The sequence below is a fragment of the Stenotrophomonas sp. 14P6.2.3 genome (genome assembly GCF_057799055.1).
The window spans coordinates 41427-66417 of the sequence record NZ_JBYOLA010000021.1 but is presented as its reverse complement, the minus strand read 5'-3'; the positions used below and the strand labels follow the sequence as shown (position 1 = coordinate 66417).

Sequence of the window (24991 nt, the reverse complement as noted above, 5' to 3'; positions counted from 1 at the left end):
CCACCCCCCCCCCCCTCCCCCCCCCCCCCCCCCCCCACCCCCCCCCCCCCCCCCCCCCCCCCCCCCCCCCCCCCCCCGCTACCGTTCGGCGGAACCGCCCTCGGCCTTGCGTACGAATTCGTCGAACAGAGCCAGTGTCTGTTCACTGACGTGGTGCTCGATGCCTTCGGCATCACGCCGCGCGGTATCCGGGTCCACGCCCAGCGCCAGCAGGAAGCGTTCCACGGTCTGGTGGCGCTGGCGGCTGGCATGGGCCAACGCCTCGCCCTCCGGGGTCAGGAACACGCCGCGGTATGGGCGCTGCACCACCCAACCGTCACGGGCCAGCCGGCGCAGCATCTTCGCCACGGTCGGCTGGGCCACGCCGAGACGGGTAGCGATGTCGACCTGGCGGGCCTCGCCGCCGTCGGCCAACAGATCGGAGATCAGCTCGACATAGTCCTCCACCAGTTCCATCCGGTGTGCCTCGCGCACTTGCCGGAAGCTCTCGACCTGGCGCTCGGCCTCGATCAAGGGGGTGCTCTTCAGCGATGTCGAATCGTCCGTCTTGCCCACGCGTGTGCCTGTCCTGCAGTTGTCATCGGGTGCGAACCTGAATTCTGGACCAGTGACGCAGTAAAGACGATTGTTTCACATTGCTATGCGATATAGCAGTGGCTATATTGGCAGCCATGAACACCGTCGCACCCACCGATTCTGCGGCCCCCACTCCGGCCAGCCTGGGTGCGCTCAACGCGTCGATAGCCGTACCCGACAAAGGTCATTGGTGGTTCCGGCTGCTGGCCTTCCTTGGCCCGGGCTACATGGTGTCGGTCGGTTACATGGACCCGGGCAACTGGGCCACCGATCTGGCCGGCGGCTCGCGCTTCGGCTATCTGCTGCTGTCGGTCATCCTGATCTCCAACCTGATGGCGGTGATCCTGCAGGCGTTGTCGGCACGGCTGGGCATCGCCACCGGCATGGACCTGGCGCAGGCCTGCCGTGCGCGCTACCCCAAGCCGGTGAACCTGGCGCTGTGGGCGCTGTGCGAAGCGGCGATCATCGCCTGCGACCTGGCCGAAGTGATCGGCACGGCCATTGCCTTGAAACTGTTGTTCGATCTGCCGTTGCTGTGGGGCGCGGTGATCACCGCACTGGACACGCTGCTGGTGCTGCTGCTGATGAACCGCGGTTTCCGTGCGCTGGAAGCCTTCGTGATCGCGCTGCTGCTGGTGATCTTCGGCTGCTTCATGGTGCAGATCGCGCTGGCCGCGCCGCCGGTGATGCAGGTGCTGGGCGGTTTCATTCCGCGCGCGCAGGTGGTCACTGATCCGCATGCGCTGTACATCGCCATCGGCATCATCGGTGCCACGGTGATGCCGCACAACCTGTACCTGCACTCGTCCATCGTGCAGACCCGTGCCTATCCACGCACCGATGAAGGCCGTCGCAGCGCGCTGCGCTGGGCAGTCACCGACAGCACCGTTGCCTTGACCCTGGCGCTGTTCATCAACGCCAGCATCCTGATCCTGGCGGCGTCGGTGTTCCATGCCAATGGCCGCTTCGATGTGGAAGACATCGAGCAGGCGCACCAGTTGCTGGCGCCGATGCTGGGCGTGGGTCTGGCCTCGACATTGTTCGCCGTGGCGCTGCTCGCTTCCGGCCTGAACTCCACTGTGACGGCGACACTGGCCGGGCAGATCGTGATGGAAGGGTTCCTGCGCCTGCGCCTGCCGCCGTGGCTGCGGCGCTTGATCACCCGCGCGCTGGCCATCATCCCGGTGGTGGTGGTGATCATGCTGTTCGGCGACCAGGGCGCAGTGAAGCTGCTGGTGCTGAGCCAGGTGGTGCTGTCGATGCAGCTGCCGTTCGCGATCATTCCGCTGGTACGGATCGTCACCGACAAGATGACGATGGGTGCGCTGGTGGCGCCGCGCTGGCTGGGCAGCATCGCCTGGGTGATCGCGCTGGTGATCGTGGTGCTGAACGTGAAGCTGCTGGTGGATACCTTCGCCGGCGGTTGATCCGCGCGCCCGGGCTCGGATCCCTTGCCACAGGCAAGGGCTCTGACCCCGATGATCGAAGCCATGCGTGGATGTGGCAATGGCGACCTGCAGTAGATCCACGCCATGCGTGGATGTGGCATGACCGGCGCTACAGGAACTCCGCGATTGCCGCTTCGATCTGCTGCGGCGACTGGAAGCCCGGCATGCGCATGCGTTCGTCACCGTCCAGGAACAGCGACAGCGTGGGGGTCTGCCGCAGCCCCAGATCGCGGAAGAACGCCTCGCCCACCACTTCCAGCTGTACCCGCAGCAGGGTCGTGCCCTGCCCTGCAGTGCCGCTGGCCACCCGCTGCAGCGACATGTCCAGCATCCGGCAACCCGGGCACTGGTCCTTGTGGAAGTCCACCAGCACGCGCGGATGGTCGGCCAGCAACTGCTGGAACTGCTCAGGCGTGGTGGCGTCGATGATCTGCATCGGTGGTGCTCCAGTAATGATCCAGGACCGCGTCGGTCCAGCTGTTGATGGCCGCGGCATGCCGCCGGCCATGTGGCATCTGTTCGATCTCCAGCGGCGGGTAGCCGCTGTGGAAATAGCGGATCAGCCGGTGCACCGCACCGCAGTAGTACTCCTGCCCCCACTGCGTTTCGCCGGTGCCGAACACCGCCACCTGGCGCGGCCGCTGGCCGCGCTCGGCGATACCTGCCACCCAGGCCTTCATCTCCGACGGCGTGCGCCCGGCGTTGTCGGTCCAACAACCGAGCAGCAACAGGTCGGCCTCGTCCACCGGCAGCGGCGGGCACTGGCGCAGGTCGTCGGCGTCCTGCCAGTGCACGGCGTGGCCTGCGGCCCGGCAACGCTCGGCGATGTGGCGGCCGAGCTCGCGGGTGTTGCCACTGAGCGACGCCACCACGATCAGGATGCGCAGCCCCGGGCCGCGTTCAGAGGTCGTCGAAGCCGTTGTCGACGTTGGTCTTCTTGTAACTTGCATTGCGCATCTCGAAGAAGTCGGTCTTGGTCTCGGTGAAGTTGTCGGCGTAGGCCTTGATCCACGGCATCACGTTGTCGGTGGTGTCGCTGTACAGGCGCTCGATGCCGAGCATGCCGGCCATCTTGTTGGCGCGGTACTTCACGTAGCGCACCATCTCGTCCACGTCGATGCCGTCGATGCCATCCAGCACCTCCGCCGACCATTGGGTTTCCAGTTCGATGGCATGTTCGAACGACTGGTGCACGTAAGCGGTCAGCTCGTTGGTCTGCAGCTCTGGATTCTCGCCGATGATGGCGCGGATCAGCTCGCTGATGAACTTGGTGTGGGCCAGTTCGTCACGGTTGATGAAGCTGATGATCTTGCCGGTGCCGTTCATGCGGTTCTGCCGCACCATGTTGTAGAAGTACGCGAAACCGGAATAGAAGTTGATGCCTTCCAGGATCGAGGACTGGATCAACGACTTCAGCAGGGTTTCGGCGGTCTTCTCGCGCATGAAGTCGTCGTAGGCCCCCATGATCGGCGCGTTGCGCTTGATGATGGTCGGATGGGTACGGGCGATCTCGAAGATGCGGTTCTGGTTCGGCAGGTCGGTGATCGAAGCCAGCACGTAGCTGTAGCTCTCGTTGTGGATCACTTCCTGCTGGCCGATGATCGCCGCATTGGCATGGGCGGCCGGGTCGGTGATGTACTCGGCCACGTTGTAGATGAAACGCGTCTGTGGCGAATCAAGTGTAGCCAGCAGGCCGATGATGGAATCGTAGGCATTTTTCTCGCGCGCGTTGAGCTCGCCGTACTGGCGTGCATCCACCTTCATGTCCACCTCGTCGGGGATCCAGAAGTTGGTCGACAGCTCCTTGTAGGCGCGATAGAACGACGGGTAGGGAATGTCGTTCCAGTTCAGGATGCCGCTGGTGCGGCCGTTGATGATGCCAGTGCTGCGGTTGGGGTGGCGCGGTTCGAGGATCTTGATGCGGTCGAGGGGTGTTGCCATGGTCTTCTGCCTTCGTATTGCGTGCGTTGCGGATGTAGAGCCGAGCCCATGCTCGGCTGCTCTTCGCGCCTGAGCCGAGCGTGGGCTCGGCTCTACAGGGGGCGCAGCGATCAGCTCGAGCACCACTCGCATTCGCTGATGTCGATGTCGTTGGAGCGCACGTAGTAGGTGGTCTTCAGCCCTTCCCGCCAGGCACTCAGGTGCAGCTCCAGCAAGGTGCTGGCGCGGATCGTGCTCGGCACGTAGAGGTTGAAGCTGATCGACTGGTCCACATGGCGCTGGCGGCGCGCGTTCTGCCGCACGCTGGCGAACTGGTCAACCTTGTAGGCGCCCTTCTCGTAGTACGGCCAGGTTTCCAGCGACAGCCCGGGCGCAGCCACCGGCCGCCGGAAGTCCTTCTTTTCCTCGTAGTAGAACGCGCTGTAGATCGGATCGATCGACGCGGTGGAACCCGCGATCTGTGCGGTGCTCATGTTCGGTGCCACTGCCAGCAGCCAGCCGTTGCGCAGGCCGCTGCTCGCCACCTCGCGCGCAAGACTTTCCCAGGCAGCGCCGCTGTAATCGCGGTCACGGAAATAGTTGCCGTTGTGCCAGTCGCTGCCGGCGAACATCGGGTAGCTGCCCTTCTCCTTGGCCAGCTGCGCGCTGGCCTGGATGGTCAGGAAGTTGATGCGTTCGAACAGGCGATCGGACAGTTCCTCGGCCTCGGGCGATTCCCAGTGGATCGCCTGCTGTGCCAGCAGGTGGTGCCAGCCGAACGTGCCCAGGCCGATGGCGCGGTACTTGCGGTTGGTGATGGTGGCCTGCGGCACCGGCAGCGCATTGAGATCGATCACGTTGTCGAGCATGCGCACCTGGATCGGAATCAACCGCTCCAGCACATCCGTGGCCAGCAGATCCTCGGGGGCGGTGATGGCACGGCCGAGGTTGATCGATGACAGGTTGCAGACCACGAAGTCACCGGCACGGCGGGTGGTGACGATCTGGTCGCCGCTGACGATCTCCTGGATCATCCGCGTCGGGCTCATGTTCTGCAGGATCTCGGTGCACAGGTTGCTGGAATAGACCATGCCCGCGTGCTTGTTCGGGTTCTTCCGGTTCACTTCGTCGCGGTAGAACAGGAACGGATTGCCGGTTTCCAGCTGGCTTAGCATGATCCGCTTGAACAGGTCGATCGCCTTCACCGTGCGGCGGCTGATGCGTTCGTCGGCCACCAGTTCGGCGTAGCGGTCGCGGAAGCTACCCTGCCCGCGCTTCTCGTCGTAGAAGTCCTGCAGGTACCAGCCCTTGGCCTGCTTCACCTCGTGCGGATCGAACAGGTACCAGTCGGCACGGCGCTCGACCGCCTCCATGAACAGATCGGGCACGCAGATGGCGGTGAACACATCGTGCGCACGCAGGCGCTGGTCGCCGTTGTTCAGGCGCAGGTCCATGAAGGCTTCGATGTCGCGATGCCAGATGTCCAGGTACACGGCCACCGCGCCCTTGCGCTGACCGAGCTGGTCGACCGACACCGCGGTGTTGTTGAGCTGCTTGATCCACGGCACGACGCCGCCGGACGAGTTGGGTACGCCGCGGATCGGCGCGCCACTGCTGCGCACGTACCCCAGGTACGCGCCCACACCACCGCCGTGCTTGGACACGCGGGCGATATCGGTGTTGGAGTCATAGATGCCCTGCAGGCTGTCATCGACGGTATCGATGAAGCAGCTCGACAGCTGGCCACCGACCTTGCCAGCGTTGGCCAGAGTCGGCGTGGCCACCGTCATGTACAGGTTGGACAGTGCCCAGTAGGCCTCGCCCACCAGCTGCATGCGGCGCACACGGCCGCTCTCACCCGGCCCGCCCTCGTTCTGCATCAGGTACAGGGCGATGGTCAGCCAGCGTTCCTGCGGCAACTCATACACCTCGCGGCTGCGGTCGGTGGCCAGATAGCGCGTGGCCAGCAGGTACAGGCCGTTGTAGGCGAACAGACGATCGCGCTCGGGGTCGATCATCTCGCCGGCCTGCTGCAGCTCTTCCTTCGAATAGCAGCGCAGGATGTCGTTGCTGTAGATGCCGCGGTCGGCCAGGCTTTCCTGCAGGCCCACGAAGGAGCCGTACTTCAGGCTGACGTCGTAGAAGCGGTTGCGGCTGGCGCGCTTGTACAGCCGGCGCAGGTACAGGCGTGCGGCGAACTGTTCCCACTCGGGCGCGACAAGATCAACCCGCGACTCCGCTTCGCGGATCAGCAGATCCACCAGATCATCGGCACTGATGCTGGGCTTGCGCTCGACCATCGCCAGCACCACGCGGCGGTAGTCGGCCACATCCAGCTGCGGCAGCTCGGCGTGGATGGTGTCGATGCTGCGCAGCAGGCGTGCCGCATCGTACGGCAGGCGACGATTGCCGGCTTCCTTGGTGATCCAGGTCGGCACGCGCTCGCCGCTGGCGCGCATGGCGTCGCCGGCGCCGGCCAGGTCGGCCACGCGGAAGGTACTGTCGGTCATGGTGGTGGAACTCCAGGCTCGTACGCGCGTCGGCGCCCGATGCCATGGCGGCCCTGCACGCGATACCGGCGCGCGGGGCGAACGGGTGAAGTGCCAAGGTGCAGGAACGTAGGTCGTCGGCATCTGCCTGCGCCTGCGGCCGGTATCCGGGCCGTGGGGGCGACCTGCGTCCGCACGGTGGCGGCCGCGTCGACACGGCAAGCCTTCAGGGGCGGGCCGCGGGACGTTTGCTGCATGTCCGGCGGCGGCGGCTGACCGGGAGTGACAGCCACAACATAGTGGGGATGCCCCGAGCCGTCAACACAAGATGCAGTAATCACGTCATGTCGCGACCATCGGTCGCAGGATGCCGTGTTGCACCTCCATCACCTTGTTGACGCCGTACACGTCCCCAGTTCGGTATCACATCAACTTTTCCGGAACACCGCTCATGCGCGCTGCCCAGTACTCCTCCTTCGGCGACCCGGCCGACGTCCTTGCCGTTGCCGACGCCGCACTGCCCGAACCCGGCCCCGGCGAGGTGCGCATCCGCACCGTGCTGGCCTCGATCCACAATCACGACCTGCTGACCGTGCGTGGCCTGTACGGCTACAAGCCGACGTTGCCGGCGATCGGTGGCAGCGAAGCACTGGGCGTGGTCGATGCGCTCGGCAAGGGCGTCGATGGCCTGCAGATCGGCCAGCGTGTTGCCGCCGCCTCAGTGCACGGCACCTGGGCCGAAGCGTTCATCGCGCCGGCGCGGATGGTGATCCCGATGCCGGAATCGATCCCCGACGAGATGGCCGCACAGCTGATCGCCATGCCGTTGAGCGCGCTGATGCTGCTGGAGTTCCTGCACGTTGAGCGGGGCCAGTGGGTCGTGCAGAACACCGCCAACGGGGCCGTCGGCAAGTCGCTGGCGATGCTGGCAAAGGGACGCGGTGTACATGTGGCCAACCTGGTACGCAACGCGGAAGCGGTGGCGCAGTTGCAGGCACTCGGCGTCGATCACGTGTTCGATACGTCGGTGGACGGCTGGAAGGACCGCGTGCGCGAAGCCACCGGCGAAGCACAGGCGGCGGCTGCAGTCGATTCCATCGGTGGCGATGCCAGCGGCGACCTGGTCGACCTGCTCGGTCACCACGGCACCCTGGTCTCGTTCGGCGTGATGAGCGGCGAGCCGATGCGCATTCCCGCCGGTGGCCTGATCTACAAGGAAGCCACGGTGAAGGGCTTCTGGGGCAGCAAGGTCAGCCAAGCGATGGCGGTGGAAGACAAGCGCAGGCTGGTTGGCGAGTTGCTGAAGCGTGCGGCCGGCGGTGAACTGACCCTGCCGGTGGAGCGGATCTTCGCCCTGGACGACATCGCCCAGGCCGCAAAGGCCGGCGCTGGCTCGGGTCGCAATGGCAAGGTGCTGCTGCGGCCTTGATGGTCTCCGGGTCGGATCCCTTTCCACAAGGAAAGGGCTCTGACCCGTCAGGAGCGTGCGGACCAACGGTCCGCACCCACCGGAGCACAGGCCGCTCCACCAAGGGCGCTGACTTTCGTTAAGAACCTGTGATGTATAACTGAATGCGCTTTCGTCATTGGAAGGCGCACAGACCCGCGTGCGGTACTGACGGCTCCTCCCCCGTTTGGCGTAGTCGCTTCCATGTATCGCACCACCCTGCTTTCCAGCGCGGTCGCGCTGGCCCTCGTCACCGGCACTGCCGGCGCCGCTGAAACCGCCGACACCGGCAAGGACAGCACCACCCTCGGCACCGTGCTGGTGACCGGCTCGAACATCAAGCGCAGCGACACCGCCGGCCCCAACCCGGTGCAGATCGTCACCCGCGAGCAGATCCTGCAGACCGGCCGCTCCACCCTTACCGACGTGCTGCGCAACCTGTCGGCCAACGCCGGCAACAGCTTCGACGAGCAGTACACCGGCAGCTTCGCTGCGGGCTCGGCGTCGATCGGTCTGCGCGGCCTGTCACCGAAGAACACGCTGGTGCTGGTCAATGGCTACCGCGTGGCCAACTTCGGCTTCGCGCTCAACACCCAGGACACCTTCGTCGACCTCAATGCGCTGCCGATCAGCGCGGTGGAGCGCATCGAAGTGCTGAAGGATGGCGCCTCGGCTGTGTACGGCTCGGACGCCATCGCCGGCGTCATCAACATCATCCTGCGTCGTGATTTCCAGGGCGTGGAGGTCGGCGGCGGTTTCGGCACCGCCACCCAGGGCGGTTTGAACGAGCGCAAGGCCAACCTGCTGGCCGGCTTCGGTGACCTCGAACAGCAGGGCTGGAACGTGCTGTTCGGGCTGGATCTGCTCAAGCGCGACCGCCTCGACGCCGACCAGCGCGCGTACACCCGTGACGGCGATTTCCGCGACAAACCCGGTGGCCGCCTGGCCGGCTGGTCCACCGCTGGCGGCAACACGCTGGCCAACCCGCGCGCGCCGCAGCCGTTCTCGTCCTGCCCCGATGGCAGCGAGCTGCGTCCCTACAGCGACTTCGGCAGCACCCTGCCCGGCCAGGCCTGCGCCTTCAACGCGCAGCCGTTCAAGACCCTGCAGCCCGGCGCCGAGCGCCTGCAGGCGTCGTTGAGCGCGACCTACCGCTTCAACGACAGCGTCGAAGCCTTCGCTGATGTGCTGTACAGCCACAACAAGGCCGACCAGATCTTCAGCGCGCCGCTGACGGTCGGCCCTGGCCTGCGTGCCTACAATCCCGCCACCGGCACGTTGACCGATATCGCCGCCGTGCTGCCGGTCGGCCATCCGAACAATCCGGGCAGCGCGCCGCTGCCGTTCGAATACACCTTCTTCGATCTCGGCCCGCGCCTGAAGGACAACACCCAGGTGTTCTACCGCGCCCTGGCCGGCGTGCGTGGCACCGGTGAACGCTGGGACTGGGAAGTGGCCGCACTGACCTCGCAGAGCGCGCAGCGCGAGTACGTGGACAACTTCGTGGACCGCTACGCCTTCCAGCAGATCCTGCGCGATGGCAGCTACAACTTCCTCGATCCGTCCAGCACGCCGGGCGCACTGGACGACCTGCGCCTGCAGACCAAGCGTCCGGGCTGGTACAAGCTGCACTCGCTCAACATCAAGGCATCGACCTCGTTGTGGGAACTGCCGGCCGGTGCGATCGGCTTTGCCTGGGGCGCGGAATTCCGCAAGGAATCGCTGGACGCGCGCACCAGTGCACAGGTTCTGTCCGGTACCGAGCTGCGCCCGGCGATCAACATCGTCGACGGCGAACGCCAGGTCAGTGCCGCCTATGCCGAGTTCAGCGTGCCGCTGCACCGCACGCTGGAGCTGCAGGTGGCCGGTCGCGGTGACCACTACGATGACTTCGGCAAGGCGTTCTCGCCGAAGTTCGCGCTGCGCTGGCAGCCGCTGGACAGCCTGCTGCTGCGCGGCTCGTTCTCGCGTGGCTTCCGAGCACCTTCACTGCCGGAGATCGCACCGGGGCAGACCATCAGCTACGGCTCGGTGGTCGATCCGTTCGATCCGCTGCAGCCCGGTGGCAGCCGTGGCGTGACCAACCTGCGCACCGGCAATCCGGACCTGAAGGCCGAACGCTCGCGCAACCTCAATGTCGGCGCGGTGTGGTCACCGGATGCCGATTCCAGCATCGGCCTGGACTGGTACCGCATCGAACAGGACAATCTGGTCAAGCCGGACAGCGCGCAGTTCATCGTCAACAACCCGGACCTGTTCCCCGGCCGCGTGCAGCGCGATGCACAGGGCCGCATCCAGATCATCACCAACCAGTACGCGAACCAGGGCGAGCTGACCACCTCGGGCATCGACCTGGAAGCGAACCGTACTTTCCGCACCGATGGCTGGGGCAACTTCACCGTGGCTGGCAGCTGGACCCACCTGCTCAGCTTCAAGCAGCCGCTGGTGGCTGGACAGGCGCCCTATGACGGCGCCGGCAACAACCGCCATGGCGCGCTGCCACGCACGCGCGGCACCACGTCGTTGAACTGGGCGGTGGGTGACTGGAGCAGCACGCTGAGCCTGCAGTACGTGAGCGGCTATGACCAGCGCGTGGCCACCGCCACCAGCAATCCGGGCCTGCGCGACAAGGTCAAGCCATACCATCAGCTGGACCTGTACGTGGCCTACGAGGGCATTCCGAAGACCACGCTGTCACTGTCGGTGCTGAACCTGACCGACAAGGACCCGCCGTTCGATCCGGCCGGCGGCTCCAGCGGCTTCGACATCAGCCAGTACAACCTGCGCGGTCAGTTCGTTTCGCTGGGCGCGCGCTACCGGTTCTGATTGCCGCTGTAGAGCCGAGCCCACGCTCGGCTCTTCCGTCGGAGCCGAGCGTGGGCTCGGCTCTACAGGAGTGTGCGGACCAACGGTCCGCACCCACCACATCAACGGCTCAGGTGCAGGAACTGCAGGTGCCGTTCGTACTGGCTGATGATGTCGTTGATGATCTGCTTGCGGTTGTAGCCGACCAGGTCGTAGTCCTGGCTGCCTTCGTACAGATGTACTTCGGCGCGGTAGTAGCGCTGGTTGCGCAGCTGCTGCGCGGCGAAGGACGGGGTCAGGTAGCCACTGAGGATCACCCGGTACAGGAAGTCCTGCTGCTCACCGTGGTTGACTGACAGCTCCATGTCGCCCGCTTCGAAGCGCGTCTGCACGTCCCAGCCCTGCTCACCCAGCTGCTCGGCCACCGCCTCCATCGCCGGCTTCACCGTGTCATCCATGAAGCGGTACACCTGGTCGCGTACCGGGAAGTTCATGGCCTGGGTCAGGCGCTGGCGCCAGCCCTGGTGGTGGCGATCATCGCCGATCAACGGCGATGGCCTGAACTGCTGCGCGCGCTTGCGGTGCGACTCGTCACTGAAGGCACGGGTCAGGCCCCACATCATCAACAGCAGCACCGCCGAGAACGGCAACGATGCCAGCACCACCGCGGATTTCAGCGCATCGATGCTGCCCGCCAGCAGCAGGCCAGCGGTCAGCACCGCGATCACCGTGCCCCAGAACACGCGCAGCCAGCGCGGGCCATCGTCCTCCGGCGCACCACCATGCGAGGACAGCGTGGACAGCACCACCGCGCCGGAATCGGCCGACGTCACGAAGAAGATGAAGCTGACCAGCACGGTCACCCCGATCACCGCCTTGCTCCACGGGTAGCCATCCAGCAACGCATACAGCACCGTCGGTGGATCATCCACCGCCAGCTGCGCCAACTGCTGCTGGCCATGGTGCAGCACCTGGTCCAGCGCGCTGTTGCCGAAGATCGACAGCCACGCCAGGGTGAAACCCAGCGGAATCAGCAGCACGCCGAACACGAATTCGCGGATGGTGCGGCCGCGCGAGATGCGCGCGATGAACAGGCCGACGAACGGCGCCCAGCCGATCCACCAGGCCCAGTAGAACACCGTCCAGCCGCCCAGCCATTCCGGACGGCCACCATAGGCGTACACGTCGAAACTCTTGCCTACCACGCTGCCCAGGTAATCGCCCAGGTTCTGCATCAGCGTACTGAGCAGGTACTGGGTGGGGCCGGCGCACAGCATGAACAGCACCAGCGCGATCGCCAGCAGCATGTTGATGTTGGCCATCCAGCGCACGCCCTTCTCCACCCCGGACACCGCCACTGCGACGGCCGCGCCCATCATCGCCACCACCAGCAGGATCTGCACCAGGTTGGAGTGCGGCACATTGAACAGGTGCGACAGGCCGGCGTTGAGATGCAGCACGCCGAAGCCCATGTCCGCACCGATGCCGAACACCGTGGCGACGATACCCAAGGCGTCGACGGTGTAACCGATCGGGCCGTTGATGCGCTTGCCGATCAGGGGATACAGCGCCGAGCGCAAGGCCAATGGCAGGTTGTGCCGGTAGGCGAAATAGGCCATCGCCATCGCCGCCAGCGCGAACACGCCCCAGCCATGCAGGCCCCAGTGCAGGAACAGCAGCTGCATGGCCTGGCGTGCACCGGCCTCACCCGCTGCGCCATCGCCCTGTGGCGGCTGCAGGTAGTGGGTCAGCGGTTCGGAAACGCAGAAGAAGAACAGGGTGATGCTGATGCCTGCAGCGAACAGCATGCCGGCCCAGGAGAGGTAGCTGAACTCCGGTTCGTCATGGTCGGCGCCGAGCTTGATGCCACCGTACTTGGACAACGCCACGCCGACCACGAACACCAGGTACAGGGTCATCGCCAGCAGGTAGTACCAGCCGACATTGAGCGCGGCCCAGTCCTGCGCCTTGACCAGCAGGCGACCGGCGCCGAGCGGGAACAGGCTGACGAACAGTGCGAAGGCAACGACAACGATCGCCGCGAAGGCGAAGACGGGCCGCAGGGTTCGCACCGGCTGATGTTGAGGCTCCAGTGCTTCCATGGGCAGCCATCTCCGGATCGATCAGAAAGTAAGCCGGCGGATTCTGGATGAACAGCAGTGGACACAGGATGAAGTCGTAGCACCGCGCAGGCACGATCCTGCCCCCATCCGTGTTACTCGCGCGCCTGCACGGCGCGCGCGCCGCTCCGGCCTTACTGCATCACATGCACGGCGCACAGCTTGTTGCCGTCCGGATCACGCAGGTAGGCCAGGTACAACTGGCGCCCTGCCTTCTGCCGCACGCCAGCCGGGTCTTCCACCGCAGTACCGCCATGGGCCACGCCCGCTTCCTGCCAGGCATGCACCGCCTGTGGGTCTGCCAGCGCAAAGCCGATGGTGCCACCGTTGGCGTGGCATGCCGCCTGTCCATCGATGGGCGGAATGACCATGAACATGCGCCCATCCTTGATGTAGACCAGCTTGCCCTCGTCATCGAACACGCCTGTGCGGGCGCCGACGGCGGTGAACAACGCATCGTAGAAGCGACGGGAGATCTCCATGTCGTTGGTTCCGACGGTGACGTGACTGAACATGCGGGCACTCCGTTGCGGGAAAGCCCAAGTGTCGGCCACCGCATCGACGACGGCAACGGCGCCGGCCGCCGCGGGTTTGTCGCGGGCGTCTTCACGCGACTATAATGGGAATCATTCTCATTGACGATTGAATCCGATGGCCGTGCCCGCCACCTCCAGCTCCGTGCTGGCGGGGTTCTACCGCGAACACCACGGCTGGCTGCTGGGCTGGCTGCGGCGGCGCACCCACAATGCCGAGTGCGCGGCCGACCTGACCCAGGACACCTTCGTACGCCTGCTCAGCCGCCGGGTGGACCCTGCCGAGCTGCGCCTGCCACGCGCCTACCTGACCACCATCGCCCACGCGCTGCTGGTCAACCACTGGCAGCGCGCCGATCTGGAGCGGGCCTATCTGGCGGCACTGGCAGCACAACCGGAGCCGGTGCATCCCTCCGCCGAAGAACGCACCCAGGCGCTGCAGCTGCTGCATGCCATCGCCGACATGCTGCAGGGCCTGCCCGAGCGGCCGCGGCGCGCCTTCCTCATGGCGCGACTCTCCGGCATGGGCTATGCGCAGATCGGCCAGCAGCTGGGCGTCTCCGAACGGATGGTCAAGAAGTACATGGCGCAGGCCATGCTGCATTGCCTGCAGCTCAGCGGCGACCTCCCGGCATGAGCCAAGGTATCGCCTCTCCGGCGCTTGAACAGGCCGCCGAGTGGTTCGCGTTGCGCCAGCAGGGCGCCTGGAGTGGCGACGATCAATGCCGCTGGGAAGCGTGGCTGCGCGAGCATGCCGAACACGCCCGTGCATGGCAGCGGGTCGAATCCATCTGGACCTCGTTTGCTCCGCTGGCGCCGCATGCAGCCGCGCAGGCCCTGGATGCAGCGGGCCGTCGTCGTCGTCGCGCCCTGCGCGGCATCGGCAGCGCGTTGGGGCTGGGAGCGCTCTCGCTGCTCGGTCTGCAGGGCCTGCAATCGCAGCGGCAACGACTGCCGCTGCGCACCGCGGCAGGACATACCGGTGCGTGGACCCTGCGCGACGGCAGCCAGCTGTGGCTCAACGCCGACAGCGAAGTCGTCGTCGATGTCGCCGAAGGCCGTCGTGCCCTGTACCTGCTGCAGGGCGAACTGCTGCTGCAGACAGGGCATGCGCCGGCCTACGCCCATCTGCCATTGACCGTACACACCGCCGGCGCCCGCCTGCAGCCGATGGGGACGCGTTTTGCGGTCGGCCGCTGCGGACCGGACAGTCGGCTGGATGTGTTCGAAGGTGCGGTCCGTTGTCTGCCCCTGCTGGGCACGGCGCTGGACGTGGTTGCCGGTAGCGGGGCGCGCATTGGTGCATTGGGTGCACTGCAGCCCGTGGCTGCCGATCCGTTGCGCGGTGACTGGACCGACGGCCGCCTGCAGGTCACCGACACGCCATTGCTGCGGGTGGTCGATGAACTGGCACGCCATCACCGCGGTTACCTGGGCTGCGACCCGCGCGTGGCGGCGCTGAAGGTGACTGCGGTGCTGCCGCGGCTGGACAGCCTGCAGGCACTGCCGTTGCTGGCGCGCGCCCTGCCGATCCGCATCGAGCAACGCTGGCCCTGGTGGACCGTGCTGCGCCCAGCCTGATCGCGTGGTTCCCTTTTCTGCCGCTCACCGGGCAGTACAGGAGAACCCATTGCGGAACACCGCCCCATGACGTCGCCCCGCCCCCTTCCCTCCCCTCGCCCACTGACACTGGCACTGTGCCTGGCCATCACCGTGCCTGTCGTCCTGCCAGCCAGTGCACATGCACAGAACGCCGCCGCAACAGTCAGCCAGTGGCGCATCGCTGCCGGTCCGCTCGACCAGGCCCTCACCGCCTTCGGCCAGCAATCTGGCCTCAACGTTGCCGTCGATGCGCGCCTGACCCGTGGCCTGCTCAGCCCCGGCGTGCAGCGCGCGGAGTCGGTGGATGCGGCACTGTCGCAGCTGCTGGCCGGCACCGGGCTCACCTTCCAGCGCGATGCCGATGGTGTCGTGCTGCGCCACGCGCCGGCGCGCGACAATGATGGTGCTCGCCAGATAGGCACCCTGCGTGTTGGCGGTGAGGCCAGCGAAGGCGCTTCACCGTGGGGCCTGGCCGATGCCGATGCGGTCTACCGTGACAGCGGCTCGCGCGTGCATCTGGATCGCCAGCAGCTGGAGCGTTTCCGCGGTCAGTCGATCGGCGATGTACTGGCTGGTGCGGTCGGTGTGCATACCGGCGATGTGCGCAACGGTGGCGCACTGGACGTCAACATCCGCGGCCTGCAGGGCCAGAACCGGGTGCCGGTGATCATCGATGGCGGCCAGCAGGCCATCGATGTCTATCGTGGCTACGCCGGCGTGCAGCAGCGCAGCTATCTGGACCCGGACCTGGTCAGTGCGATCAGCATCGAGAAGGGCCCGAGCCTGGCCGCGAACGCGGCCAGTGCCATCGGTGGCGTGGTGTACATGGAAACGCTCACGGCCGACGACATCCTGGACGAGGACCAGCCCTGGGGCCTGCGCGTGCGCGCCGGCGTGGCCGACAACAGCATCGACCGCACCCACGTGTTCAAGCAGGTCGCACGCGGCAACGACAACCGCAACAGCCTGCGCGATCCGCGCGACTGGAACGGCAGCGTGGCCTTCGCCCAGCGTGGCGAGGACTGGCAGTTCGTGGCGGCCTATGCACGGCGGCGCCAGGGCAATTACTTCGCCGGCCGCAACAGTGCAGACCGCTACGACGACCAGCACCTGTCCAGCGGCGGCACCGGCATGACCAGCCAGCCGGTGTCATCGATCTACCACCCCGGCGATGAAGTACTGAACACCCACACCGACAACGAGTCGCTACTGCTCAAGTTCGTCTGGACGCCCAACGCGGACCAGCGGCTGGAACTGAGCCATCGCTTCTTCGATTCCCGCTTCGGTGAAATCATGCCCTCGGCCATCGGCCGTGTCGGCGAGTCCAACGAGTGGGTGACCTACGTGGACAAGGCCAACACCATGTTCCAGTTCGAGCCCGGACGCATGCGCGTCAACGCCACCTCGCTGCGCCACCGCTACCGGCCCGAGGCGCATCCGTGGCTGGACCTGAGCAGCACGCTGTGGTTCACCACTGCCACCAGCCGCATGTTCAACAGCAACGTGGCCAATACGCCACTGTTCAAGGACTACCCCGGCGACAGCATGCCCGACACGCTGGGAGAGACCTATGGCCCGGGCCTGCAGTCGGACGTGAAGAGCCAGCGTTGGGGCGTGGACAGCAGCAACACCACCCGCTTCAGCAACGGCCTGGGCGAATGGACGCTGCGCTACGGCGCCGCCTTCCAGCATGAAGACACCGCACCGAACTCGCCGGTGCTGCCGGTGGACTTCAACAACAACCGCTACCTGCGCTCGGGCACGCGGCGCGAGGCCAGCGCCGTCGCATCGCTGCAATGGCAGCCGTGGGACTGGCTGTCGTTGACCGCCGGCGGGCGCTTCACCGATTACCGCACGCAGGACCGCAACCGCGTGGCTTACGTCAGCCAGTCACGCGACCTGCGCTACACGTTCGCGCGGCTGAGCAAGGACGGGCAGCTGCTGCCGGGCTGGTACAAGGAGTGGTATCCGGATGCACAGGGCGCCTACACCCTCGAGTCGCTGCGTGCCACGCCGTACGGCGACAGCACCCTGGGGCAGACCTATGACTTCGACGGTTTCCAGCGCGATCCGCGCGGTGCCAACGGCTTCTACACCAAGAAGATTCCCACCGCCTGGGGTTACCAGCCGGCAATCCGTCGTTCCGGCCATGGCTTTGCGCCCTACGCCGAAGCCCGCTTCAACCTGGATGCGGACGCCTTCTTCTACGTGAAGTACGCGCAGGGCTGGAAGATGCCCAGCCTGTTCGAATCGACCCTGGGCAACAGCACGTCGGCACCGATCAACGGCCTGAAGCCGGAGAAGAACCGTTCCTGGGACATTGGTTTCAGCCTGCTCAAGCATGACCTGTGGCGTGACGGTGACCGCCTGGCATTCAAGGTCGCCTGGTTCAAGAACGATATCGACAACGCGATCACCCGCCGCTTCGATTCCAGCAACTGGGCGTTCTATGTCGACAACGTCGACAACTACACGATCTCCGGCTACGAGCTGCAGTCCGGCTATGACGCCGGCATTGCCTACCTTGACCTCTCGGCCAGCTACTACCAGCGCGCACGCACCTGTGATGCGGCCACGGCCAAGCGCCTGCGCGAAGATCCCTATGCGAAGTGGAGCAAGCTGGACACCACGCCGGACTGTGTGGACGGCGGCTTCGGTACGTCCTTCGTCAATGCGCAGAACCCGCCGAAGTACTCGATCCACAGCACGCTGGGCTTCCGATTGTTCGACCGGCGACTGGATACCGGCATCCGCCGCATCTACAACAGCGGCCCCACCCACGAGCTGGACAAGCCGTGGAACACCACCGGCTCGACCGGCCTGCAGAACATCTACCTGCCAACCGCGATCTACGACTTCTATGCACGCTGGCAGTTCACCCCACGCACGGAAGTGGAACTGGCGGTCAACAACCTGCGCAACACCTACTACATGGACACGCTGGCGATGAGCCTGATGCCCGGGCCGGGACGGACCACGCGGCTGAGTTTCACTGCACGCTTCTGAGTACAGCAGAAACAGCAACGCCCCGGGGAATCCATCCCCGGGGCGCCTGCATGCGGCGGATCACGCTCTGGTAGGTGCCAACCTTGGTTGGCACAGCGACGCGCTACTTCGCGGTACTGAGCAGCAGCACCGCCACAGTGACCAGGCCAATGCCAACCCAACCAATCGGGCGCAGGCGGTTGCCAAACAACAGGCGGCCGCAGGTAGCGGTACCGATCACGCCGATCGCGCCCCACATCGCATAGGCGGTGGCCAGGTCCATGTAGCGCACGGCCTGGCCCAACAGGGCGAAGGCGATCCAGACCAGCACGATGGCGCCGACACCCCAGCGCCAGCGACGGAAGCCATCGGACTTGGCCACCATCATGTTGGCGGCCACATCGATCAGCGCAGAGCAGATCACGAAAAACAGGGCCATCATGTTCATCAGTGCGCCTCCCCGAGAGTGACACAGACGATGCCGACCACCGCCAGCACCAGACCGGCCAGCTGCTGCAGCGACAGGCTCTCACCGAACACGCTGATGCCGACCACGGTCAGCAGGGTCAGGCCGAGACCTTCCCACACCGCATAGGCCACGCCGACGGCGATGCGGCGTACCGACAACGCCAGGAAGTAATAGGACAGCGCAAGTGCGCCAGCCATGATCAGGTAGCCGGTCCAGCCGCCATCGCGGGCGGCATGGGCCATGAAGGACGTGCCGACCACTTCGGCGACGATCGCCAGGGTCAGGCAGGCCCAGGCGACGAAGGCGCCACGGGCGGGAACAGTACGGGACATGTGAAGCTCCTTGCGGGACGGGGACCGCGCCCCCGTCTTCAATAGATCCACGCCGTGCGTGGATGATCCGGAACGCCCCGCAGACAGGGGCGACGGCGGCCAGTATCATCGCCTTTTACGGTGGTATCAAAATGGATTCCATCGACAGGAGCGATGGATCAATGCCCTATTCCCCTGAATCCCTGCAGGCCTTCGTCGAGGCCGCCGCGCTGGGCTCGTTCTCGGCGGCCGCGCGCCGGCTGCGCAAGACCCAGTCCACGGTCAGTACCGCCATCGCCCACCTGGAAGCCGACCTGGGCATGGTCCTGTTCGATCGCAGCGGCCGCTACCCGCAGCTGACCGACGCCGGTCGGCAGGTGCTGGGCCACGCGCAGGAAATCCTTGCCGCCGACGCACGCCTGCAGCAGCTGAGCGTACGTCTGGCCGCACCCGTGGAGCCACGCCTGACCGTGGTGTTCTCCGATGTCTACCAGCTCGATCCGGCGCAACGTGTGCTGCAGCGGTTTGCCGAAGCGTTTCCCGAGATCGAACTGGAATGGCTGGATGCCGAAGGGCGGGACGTGCTGGAACTGGTGGATGCTGGGCGCGCCGGGCTGGGACTGCTGCCGCGCCAGGCGCAGTACCCCGATGCGCTGGTGGCCCAGCCCCTGGCCCACCACAGCGAACTGGCGGTGTATGTGGCCAGCGACCATCCACTGGCGCAGGCCGGCGTGCGCGCGGCGGCGCAGCTGGCCCGGCACCGGCAGGTGCGGCTGAGCGCGCAGGTCGACCACGCGCCGCCGATCAGCGGGCCGGCATGGACTGCGTCGGACTACCTGATGGTGATGGAGATGGCCGAGGACGGCATCGGCTGGGCCGAGCTTCCGCGTGCGCTGGTGCAGCGCTACGACCGTGGCCGCCTGCTGGAGCTGCGCGTGCCTGGCTGGCCGCGCCGCATCCACAGTGACCTGGTGTGGCGGCGCGATACGCCGCCGGGGCCGGCGGCGTTGTGGTGGGCCGAGGCATTGGGGTGATGCATCAACGGGACCCCATCCACGCATGGCGTGGATCTACTGCACGCTGAATTGCCGCATCCACGCATGGCGTGGATCTACTGCACGCTGAATTGCCGCATCCACGCATGGCGTGGATCTACTGCACGCTGAATTGCCGCATCCACGCATGGCGTGGATGCACAGGATGTCAGCAGATCACGGGTTGGCGAGCGCGTAATCCAGCGCCGAGCACACCGCTGCCACCTGCGCGTCGTTGCACTGCTGCGGCGTCGCCCGCGGGCTGTCCGGGTAGACCTCGGTGGTGGTGGTGTACTTCGCCCCGGTGATGCCGGCGCACAGGCCCAGCGGCACCAGCGCGTACTCGATCACGCCATGCGCGACCACCGGCGAACCGATGATCTCGCCCTTGTCGTCGGCCGGTGCGATATGGGTGACCTTCTCCACTTCGGCGACCACGGCCTGCTGGAACGCCGGCTGCGGATTCTCGCTGTCGTCCACCAGGTAGAAGCCATCGGGAATCAGGCCCGGTTCGAACGGCTTGCCATCGCGCGCGGCAAGTGCGGGACGGAACTCGCTCTCGTCGCTGTCGGTGGTTTCGTGCAGGTCGATGTGCAGCACGAACTGGCCCTTCAACGGTGCGATCAGTTCGATCAGCGCCGTCGATTCGCGGGCCGGGCCGTCAGCGCGGAAGTTGCGGTTCGGGTCGAGCGCATCGAAGTTCCAACGGTTGATGCGCTCGAAGCCCCACGGATTCACGCACGGCGCGACCAGCAGATTGGCCTTGCCGGCATAGCTGGCGGCATGCTTTTCGAGGAATTCCAGCGCGCCCAGCACGCCACTGGTCTCGTAGCCGTGCACACCGCCGGTCACCAGCGCGGCCGGCAGTGCCGGATTCCAGTCGCGGCTGCGCAGGGCGAACAGGGTATAGGTCTCGCCTGCATAGTCGAGCTGGCCGTAAGCCACCTTGTCGAAGCGCTCGGCCAGTGCATCGATGCGCGGCAGCACTTCCTCGTCGTAACGGCGCAGCCGCTGCTGGCGCGCACGCCACTGCTCCCGTTCCGCCACGCCCCACGGCTGGCCAGGGGTTCCGACGGGGTAGAAAGCAGCAGTGGACATGGCAGATCTCAGCGGGTCAGGAGGCAATTGATCACTTTACCACCGGGTCAAAGCGCTGAACCGTGTGCCGATTCCAATGGCGAATGGAATCAGCAATAATTCTCATTTACGCTCTTCCACTGCCCGCAACGATGCCCATCCCTGCCCTGCAACCGGCCCGCCTGCCCCTGGCCGCCGCCCTCGCCCTGTGCCTGATCCCCGCTGCCAGCGCCTTCGCGCAGGACAGCGCCACCACGCTCGACAGCATCCAGGTATCGGGCAGCTGGCTGGGCACCGGCCTGCACGACAGCGTCAAGAGCTTCGCCGGCGCACGTACCGTGGTTGATCGCCAGCGCATCGAGGCCAGCGGCGCCGCCAGCCTGGGCGATGCCATGCGCCGCATTCCCGGCGTGCAGGTGACCGACAACTCCGGCACCGCCGGCAGCTCGGTGTCGCTCAACATCGGCGTGCGTGGCCTGACCGGCCGCTACTCGCCGCGCTCGACCGTACTGCTGGACGGCGTGCCGCTGGCGGTTGCGCCGTACGGGCAGCCGCAGCTGTCGTTCGCCCCGGCCAGCCTGGCCAACATCGAGTCGATCGACGTGGTGCGTGGCGGCGGTGCGGTGCGCTACGGGCCGCAGAATGTCGGCGGCATCATCAACTTCAGCACCCGTGCGATTCCGACCGCGGCCGGCCTGCACGGCGAGGCCGGCGTGCGCTACAGCGCCTACGACCACGGCGGCGGCGACAGCACCCAGTACAACGGGTTCCTCGGCGGCACCGCCGACAACGGCCTGGGTGCCGCCCTGCTGTATTCCGGGCAGGACGGCCGCGGCTGGCGCCAGGGCAGCGATGACCGTTTCGACGACCTGGCACTGAAGTTCGCCTATGCCATCGATGCACAGCAGGAACTGCGCGCCAAACTCTCGTACTACGACGTGCGCTCGCTGACTCCGGGTGGCCTGACCCGCGCCCAGTACGAGACCGATCCGTTCCAGAACACCCGGCCGACCGACTTCTGGAAGGGCCATCGCACCGGCATCGACCTGGGCTACACCAACACGCTGTCGGAGAACAGCGAGTTCGAGGTGCTTGCGTATTACAACGAAAGCAACCGCGCCAGCTCCCTGATCAACGCCGCCAACACGCAGATCACCGTGCAGCCACGCGACTACCGCGTGCTCGGCATTGAACCGCGCTACACCCAGCGCCTGCACTGGGGCAGCAGCGTGCACGACATCACCGCCGGCTACCGCTTCCTGCGCGAGCGCGGCAACGACCGCAGCTACACGGTGGTGCGCCGCACCGGCGTGGAAAGTGCCACCACCCGCTTCGACAACGCTACCGATGCGCACTCGTTCTACGTTGATGACCGCATCGCCATCGGCCAGTGGCGGATCACCCCCGGCGTGCGCATGGAGTGGATAGACATGGACCGCCGGCAGGCCGGTGGCGGCGCAACCTTCAGCAGCCGCAACGACAAGGCCCTGCCCTCGCTCAACGTCGCCTACCTGCTGACCCCGCAGCTGACCGTGTTCGGCAACTACACCACCTCGTTCGGGCCAGTGCAGAACATCCAGCTCAACTCGCAGAGCGCGACCAATCCGCTGAACCCGGAAATCGCCAGGACCACCGAACTGGGTGCGCGCTGGCAGGATGGCGCGCTGCGTGCGGAAGTGACCGTGTTCAAGATGCGCTTCGACAACCAGATCCTGCAGATTCCGGGCATCACCCCGCCCACCTTCCAGAACATCGGCGCCACCGACCACAAGGGTGTGGAAAGCGCGATCGAATACCGCTTCGCCGAGAGCAGCGCGCTGGCCGGGCTGGAGCTGTACGCGAACTACACCTGGACCAAGGCCATCCAGCAGTCCGGCGACAATCGTGGCCTGGATGTGCCGTTCTATTCGCGGGATACCGACAGCATCGGCGCCCGTTATGCGCTGGCCGGCTGGACCTTCAACGTGTCCAGCACCCACCAGAGCGGCCAGTTCTCCGATGCCGCCAACACCTGGAACGAAACCGCCGATGCGCGCGTAGGCCGCGTGCCGGGCGTACGCCTATGGAACGCGCAGGCCGCCTGGCAGCTGCCTTGGCTGGCCGACAGCGAGATTGCGGTGGGCGTGAACAACCTGGCCGACAAGCGCTGGTACACCCGCAACGTGGATGGCAACGCCGGGCGCATGGTGGCCGCACCGCGCACCTTCTACGTGCAGGGCCGCTACCGCTTCTGAGTGCGGTAACCGCCTGATGCGGTGACGGTGGCGCTCACGGTGGCGGCGTATCATGCCGCCACCATGTCGTCCGCCGCTTCGCCATCGCGCCTGCATCTGGCCTTCCAGGGCCTGCGCCTGCGCCTGCGCGGAAGCGACCTGTGGTTCATCGCCCTGGCCCTGCTGGTCGGGCTGATCGCCGGTGGCCTGACCCTGTTGCAGGCTGGGCTGGCACGCACCCTGCAGACGGCGCTGTATGGGCTGGACGAGGGCATGCGTCTGAGCTCGCTGCCCGCACTGAGCTGGACCGCGCTGCTGGTACTGCCGCTGGGCGGCCTGGTGGTGGGCCTGGTCAGCCTTGCTGCAACGCGCCTCAAGCGCCCCTTGCTGGACGCCGTGGAAGCCAATGCGCTGCACGGCGGCCGCATGTCGATGCGTGACAACCTGATCGTGTTGACCCAGACCCTGGTCTCCAACGGCTGCGGCGCGTCGGTCGGACTGGAAGCGTCGTACACGCAGATGGGTGCCGGCAGCGGCTCGCAGCTGGGACGGGTGATGCGCCTGCGCCGCAACGACGTGCGCATCCTGGTCGGGGCCGGTGCGGCCGGTGCCATCGCCGCGGCCTTCGGCGCTCCGCTGGCCGGGGCGTTCTACGCCTTCGAGATCGTCATCGGTGCCTATACGCCGGCGGCACTGGCACCGGTTGCGGTGGCCGCGCTGGCCGGCGCCTTCGTTGCCGACCAGGCCGGCGTGGAAGCCTATCTGCTGCCGGCGGCATCCACCATCGACGTGCGCGCTGCCGACTATGCGATCTACGGCCTGCTCGGCTGCTGCTGTGCCATGGTCGGCATCGTGGTGATGCGCCTGATCGCCTCCATCGAGGGCACGGTCAAGCGCAGCCCATTGCCGCTGTGGGGGCGCCCTGTGGTGGGCGGCTTGCTGCTGATTCCGCTGGCGCTGGCCAGCCCGCAGGTGCTGTCGTCCGGCCATGGCGCACTGCACCTGGACCTGACCACCCATCTGCCGCTGATCTGGATCGGCGGACTGCTGACCCTCAAATGCCTGGCCTCGGGCATCTCGCTGGGTTTTGGCTTCCGCGGCGGCCTGTTCTTCGCGTCGCTGTTCATGGGCACCCTGGTCGGCACGCTGTTTGCCGGGCTGCTGGCGATGGCCACCGGCGTGCCGGTGGTCGACGCCACGTCGGCGGCGCTGGCGGGCATGGCCGCACTGGCCGCGGCGGTGGTTGGCGCGCCGATGACCATGGCCATGCTGGTGCTGGAAGGCACCCACGATTTCCTGCTGACCAGCGTGGTGATGAGCGCCGTGCTGGTGTCCAGCACCCTGGTGCGGCAATGGTTCGGCTATTCCTTCTCGACCTGGCGCATGCATCTGCGCGGGGAAACCATCAAGAGCGCGCGTGACATCGGCTGGGTGCACAACCTCAATGCCGGGCGGATGATGCGCAAAGGCGTAGCCACTGCCCCGGCCGACCTCGATGCCGCCGCCTTCCGCCAGCGCTTCCCGCTGGGCTCGGGCAGCCGGGTGATCCTGATCGACAGTGAAGGCCACTACGCCGGCATCGTGCAGATCCCGCGCCTGTTCGGCGACGGCGTAAAGCCCGAGGACGTGGTGGGTACGTTCGCCGAGAACCGCGACGTAGCGCTTGCCACCAGCGCGGATGTGGTGAGCGTGATGCAGCGGTTCGACCAGACCCAGGCCGACGAGCTGGCGGTGGTGGCCGACGATGGCCAGGTACTGGGCGTGGTATCTGAAGCATTCGTGCGCAAGCGCTATGCGGAGGAGCTGGACAAGCGCCAGCGCGAAATGATGGGCGAGCGCGTCGACGAGTAGATCCACGCCATGCGTGGATGATGTCCCCGGCACCCCCCACCCATCCACGCATGGCGTGGATCTACTGCACGGCCTGGCCCCCAATGCGCGTCGACGAGTAGATCCACGCCA

The 24991-nt window shown here is 66.3% G+C and carries 19 protein-coding genes; 9 read left to right on the top strand and 10 right to left on the bottom strand.

All coding sequences use genetic code 11. The features are described from left to right. Positions 1–78 precede the first annotated feature (78 nt). Positions 79–555, bottom strand: a complete 477-nt coding sequence (mntR, locus tag AC27VL_RS15630; protein ID WP_100552735.1) for a manganese-binding transcriptional regulator MntR — start codon at positions 553–555, stop codon at positions 79–81. 116 nt (positions 556–671) lie between these two features. On the opposite strand from mntR, the gene AC27VL_RS15625 reads away from it, so the two are divergent. Further along, positions 672–2003, top strand: coding sequence for an Nramp family divalent metal transporter (locus AC27VL_RS15625; RefSeq protein ID WP_488767260.1), 1332 nt, complete (start codon positions 672–674; stop codon positions 2001–2003). 130 nt (positions 2004–2133) lie between these two features. Here AC27VL_RS15625 and AC27VL_RS15620 read toward each other — a convergent pair whose 3' ends face one another. The 4 genes from AC27VL_RS15620 to AC27VL_RS15605 all read right to left on the bottom strand — a co-directional run bounded on the left by AC27VL_RS15620 (position 2134) and on the right by AC27VL_RS15605 (position 6403). Next, positions 2134–2460, bottom strand: coding sequence for a thioredoxin family protein (locus AC27VL_RS15620; protein ID WP_108266582.1), 327 nt, complete (start codon positions 2458–2460; stop codon positions 2134–2136). Then, positions 2432–2899, bottom strand: a complete 468-nt coding sequence (locus AC27VL_RS15615; RefSeq protein WP_488767269.1) for a flavodoxin — start codon at positions 2897–2899, stop codon at positions 2432–2434. Before AC27VL_RS15615 ends, AC27VL_RS15620 begins: the two co-directional genes overlap by 29 nt. Before the next feature lie 25 nt (positions 2900–2924). Then, complete coding sequence (locus tag AC27VL_RS15610) at positions 2925–3965, bottom strand: ribonucleotide-diphosphate reductase subunit beta (protein WP_025878567.1); 1041 nt, start codon at positions 3963–3965, stop codon at positions 2925–2927. 110 nt (positions 3966–4075) lie between these two features. After that, on the bottom strand, positions 4076–6403 hold the full coding sequence (locus AC27VL_RS15605) for a ribonucleoside-diphosphate reductase subunit alpha (RefSeq protein WP_488767267.1): 2328 nt from the start codon (positions 6401–6403) through the stop codon (positions 4076–4078). Between the two features lie 481 nt (positions 6404–6884). Between AC27VL_RS15605 and AC27VL_RS15600 the strand changes: the two genes are divergently transcribed. Together AC27VL_RS15600 and AC27VL_RS15595 are read left to right on the top strand one after the other, a co-directional pair. After that, complete coding sequence (locus AC27VL_RS15600) at positions 6885–7862, top strand: zinc-binding dehydrogenase (RefSeq protein WP_488767257.1); 978 nt, start codon at positions 6885–6887, stop codon at positions 7860–7862. 222 nt (positions 7863–8084) lie between these two features. Continuing rightward, entirely contained in the window at positions 8085–10706 is a 2622-nt protein-coding gene (locus AC27VL_RS15595) for a TonB-dependent receptor (protein WP_488767255.1), read from the top strand. 101 nt (positions 10707–10807) lie between these two features. Here AC27VL_RS15595 and betT read toward each other — a convergent pair whose 3' ends face one another. Continuing rightward, a complete protein-coding gene (gene betT / locus AC27VL_RS15590; RefSeq protein ID WP_099818721.1) occupies positions 10808–12787 on the bottom strand; it encodes a choline BCCT transporter BetT in 1980 nt (659 codons plus the stop codon). Between the two features lie 152 nt (positions 12788–12939). Continuing rightward, on the bottom strand, positions 12940–13320 hold the full coding sequence (locus AC27VL_RS15585; protein WP_100552740.1) for a VOC family protein: 381 nt from the start codon (positions 13318–13320) through the stop codon (positions 12940–12942). 136 nt (positions 13321–13456) lie between these two features. On the opposite strand from AC27VL_RS15585, the gene AC27VL_RS15580 reads away from it, so the two are divergent. From AC27VL_RS15580 to AC27VL_RS15570, 3 genes are all read left to right on the top strand, one after another. After that, complete coding sequence (locus AC27VL_RS15580) at positions 13457–13975, top strand: sigma-70 family RNA polymerase sigma factor (protein ID WP_100552741.1); 519 nt, start codon at positions 13457–13459, stop codon at positions 13973–13975. Beyond that, a complete protein-coding gene (locus AC27VL_RS15575; RefSeq protein ID WP_488767252.1) occupies positions 13972–14919 on the top strand; it encodes a FecR family protein in 948 nt (315 codons plus the stop codon). The genes AC27VL_RS15580 and AC27VL_RS15575 overlap by 4 nt, the downstream gene beginning before the upstream one ends. A 66-nt stretch (positions 14920–14985) precedes the next feature. Next, complete coding sequence (locus AC27VL_RS15570; RefSeq protein ID WP_488767251.1) at positions 14986–17946, top strand: TonB-dependent receptor; 2961 nt, start codon at positions 14986–14988, stop codon at positions 17944–17946. A 103-nt stretch (positions 17947–18049) separates the two neighbouring features. Here the strand turns inward: AC27VL_RS15570 and AC27VL_RS15565 are convergent, their stop codons facing one another. Together AC27VL_RS15565 and AC27VL_RS15560 are read right to left on the bottom strand one after the other, a co-directional pair. Further along, positions 18050–18373 (bottom strand): DMT family transporter, encoded by a 324-nt coding sequence (locus tag AC27VL_RS15565; RefSeq protein ID WP_108268048.1) that lies wholly within the window; start codon positions 18371–18373, stop codon positions 18050–18052. After that, positions 18373–18726, bottom strand: a complete 354-nt coding sequence (locus tag AC27VL_RS15560; RefSeq protein ID WP_488767249.1) for an SMR family transporter — start codon at positions 18724–18726, stop codon at positions 18373–18375. The genes AC27VL_RS15565 and AC27VL_RS15560 overlap by 1 nt, the downstream gene beginning before the upstream one ends. 161 nt (positions 18727–18887) lie before the next feature. Between AC27VL_RS15560 and AC27VL_RS15555 the strand changes: the two genes are divergently transcribed. Continuing rightward, on the top strand, positions 18888–19739 hold the full coding sequence (locus AC27VL_RS15555) for a LysR family transcriptional regulator (RefSeq protein WP_033831329.1): 852 nt from the start codon (positions 18888–18890) through the stop codon (positions 19737–19739). 177 nt (positions 19740–19916) lie between these two features. Here AC27VL_RS15555 and AC27VL_RS15550 read toward each other — a convergent pair whose 3' ends face one another. Beyond that, the gene (locus tag AC27VL_RS15550; RefSeq protein WP_488767247.1) at positions 19917–20837 is read right to left on the bottom strand and encodes a M14 family metallopeptidase; all 921 of its coding nucleotides are present in this window, start codon (positions 20835–20837) and stop codon (positions 19917–19919) included. A 131-nt stretch (positions 20838–20968) separates the two neighbouring features. Between AC27VL_RS15550 and AC27VL_RS15545 the strand changes: the two genes are divergently transcribed. Next, positions 20969–23050, top strand: coding sequence for a TonB-dependent receptor family protein (locus AC27VL_RS15545; RefSeq protein ID WP_488767245.1), 2082 nt, complete (start codon positions 20969–20971; stop codon positions 23048–23050). Between the two features lie 63 nt (positions 23051–23113). Further along, entirely contained in the window at positions 23114–24880 is a 1767-nt protein-coding gene (locus AC27VL_RS15540) for a chloride channel protein (RefSeq protein WP_488767243.1), read from the top strand. Positions 24881–24991: the final 111 nt, after the last annotated feature.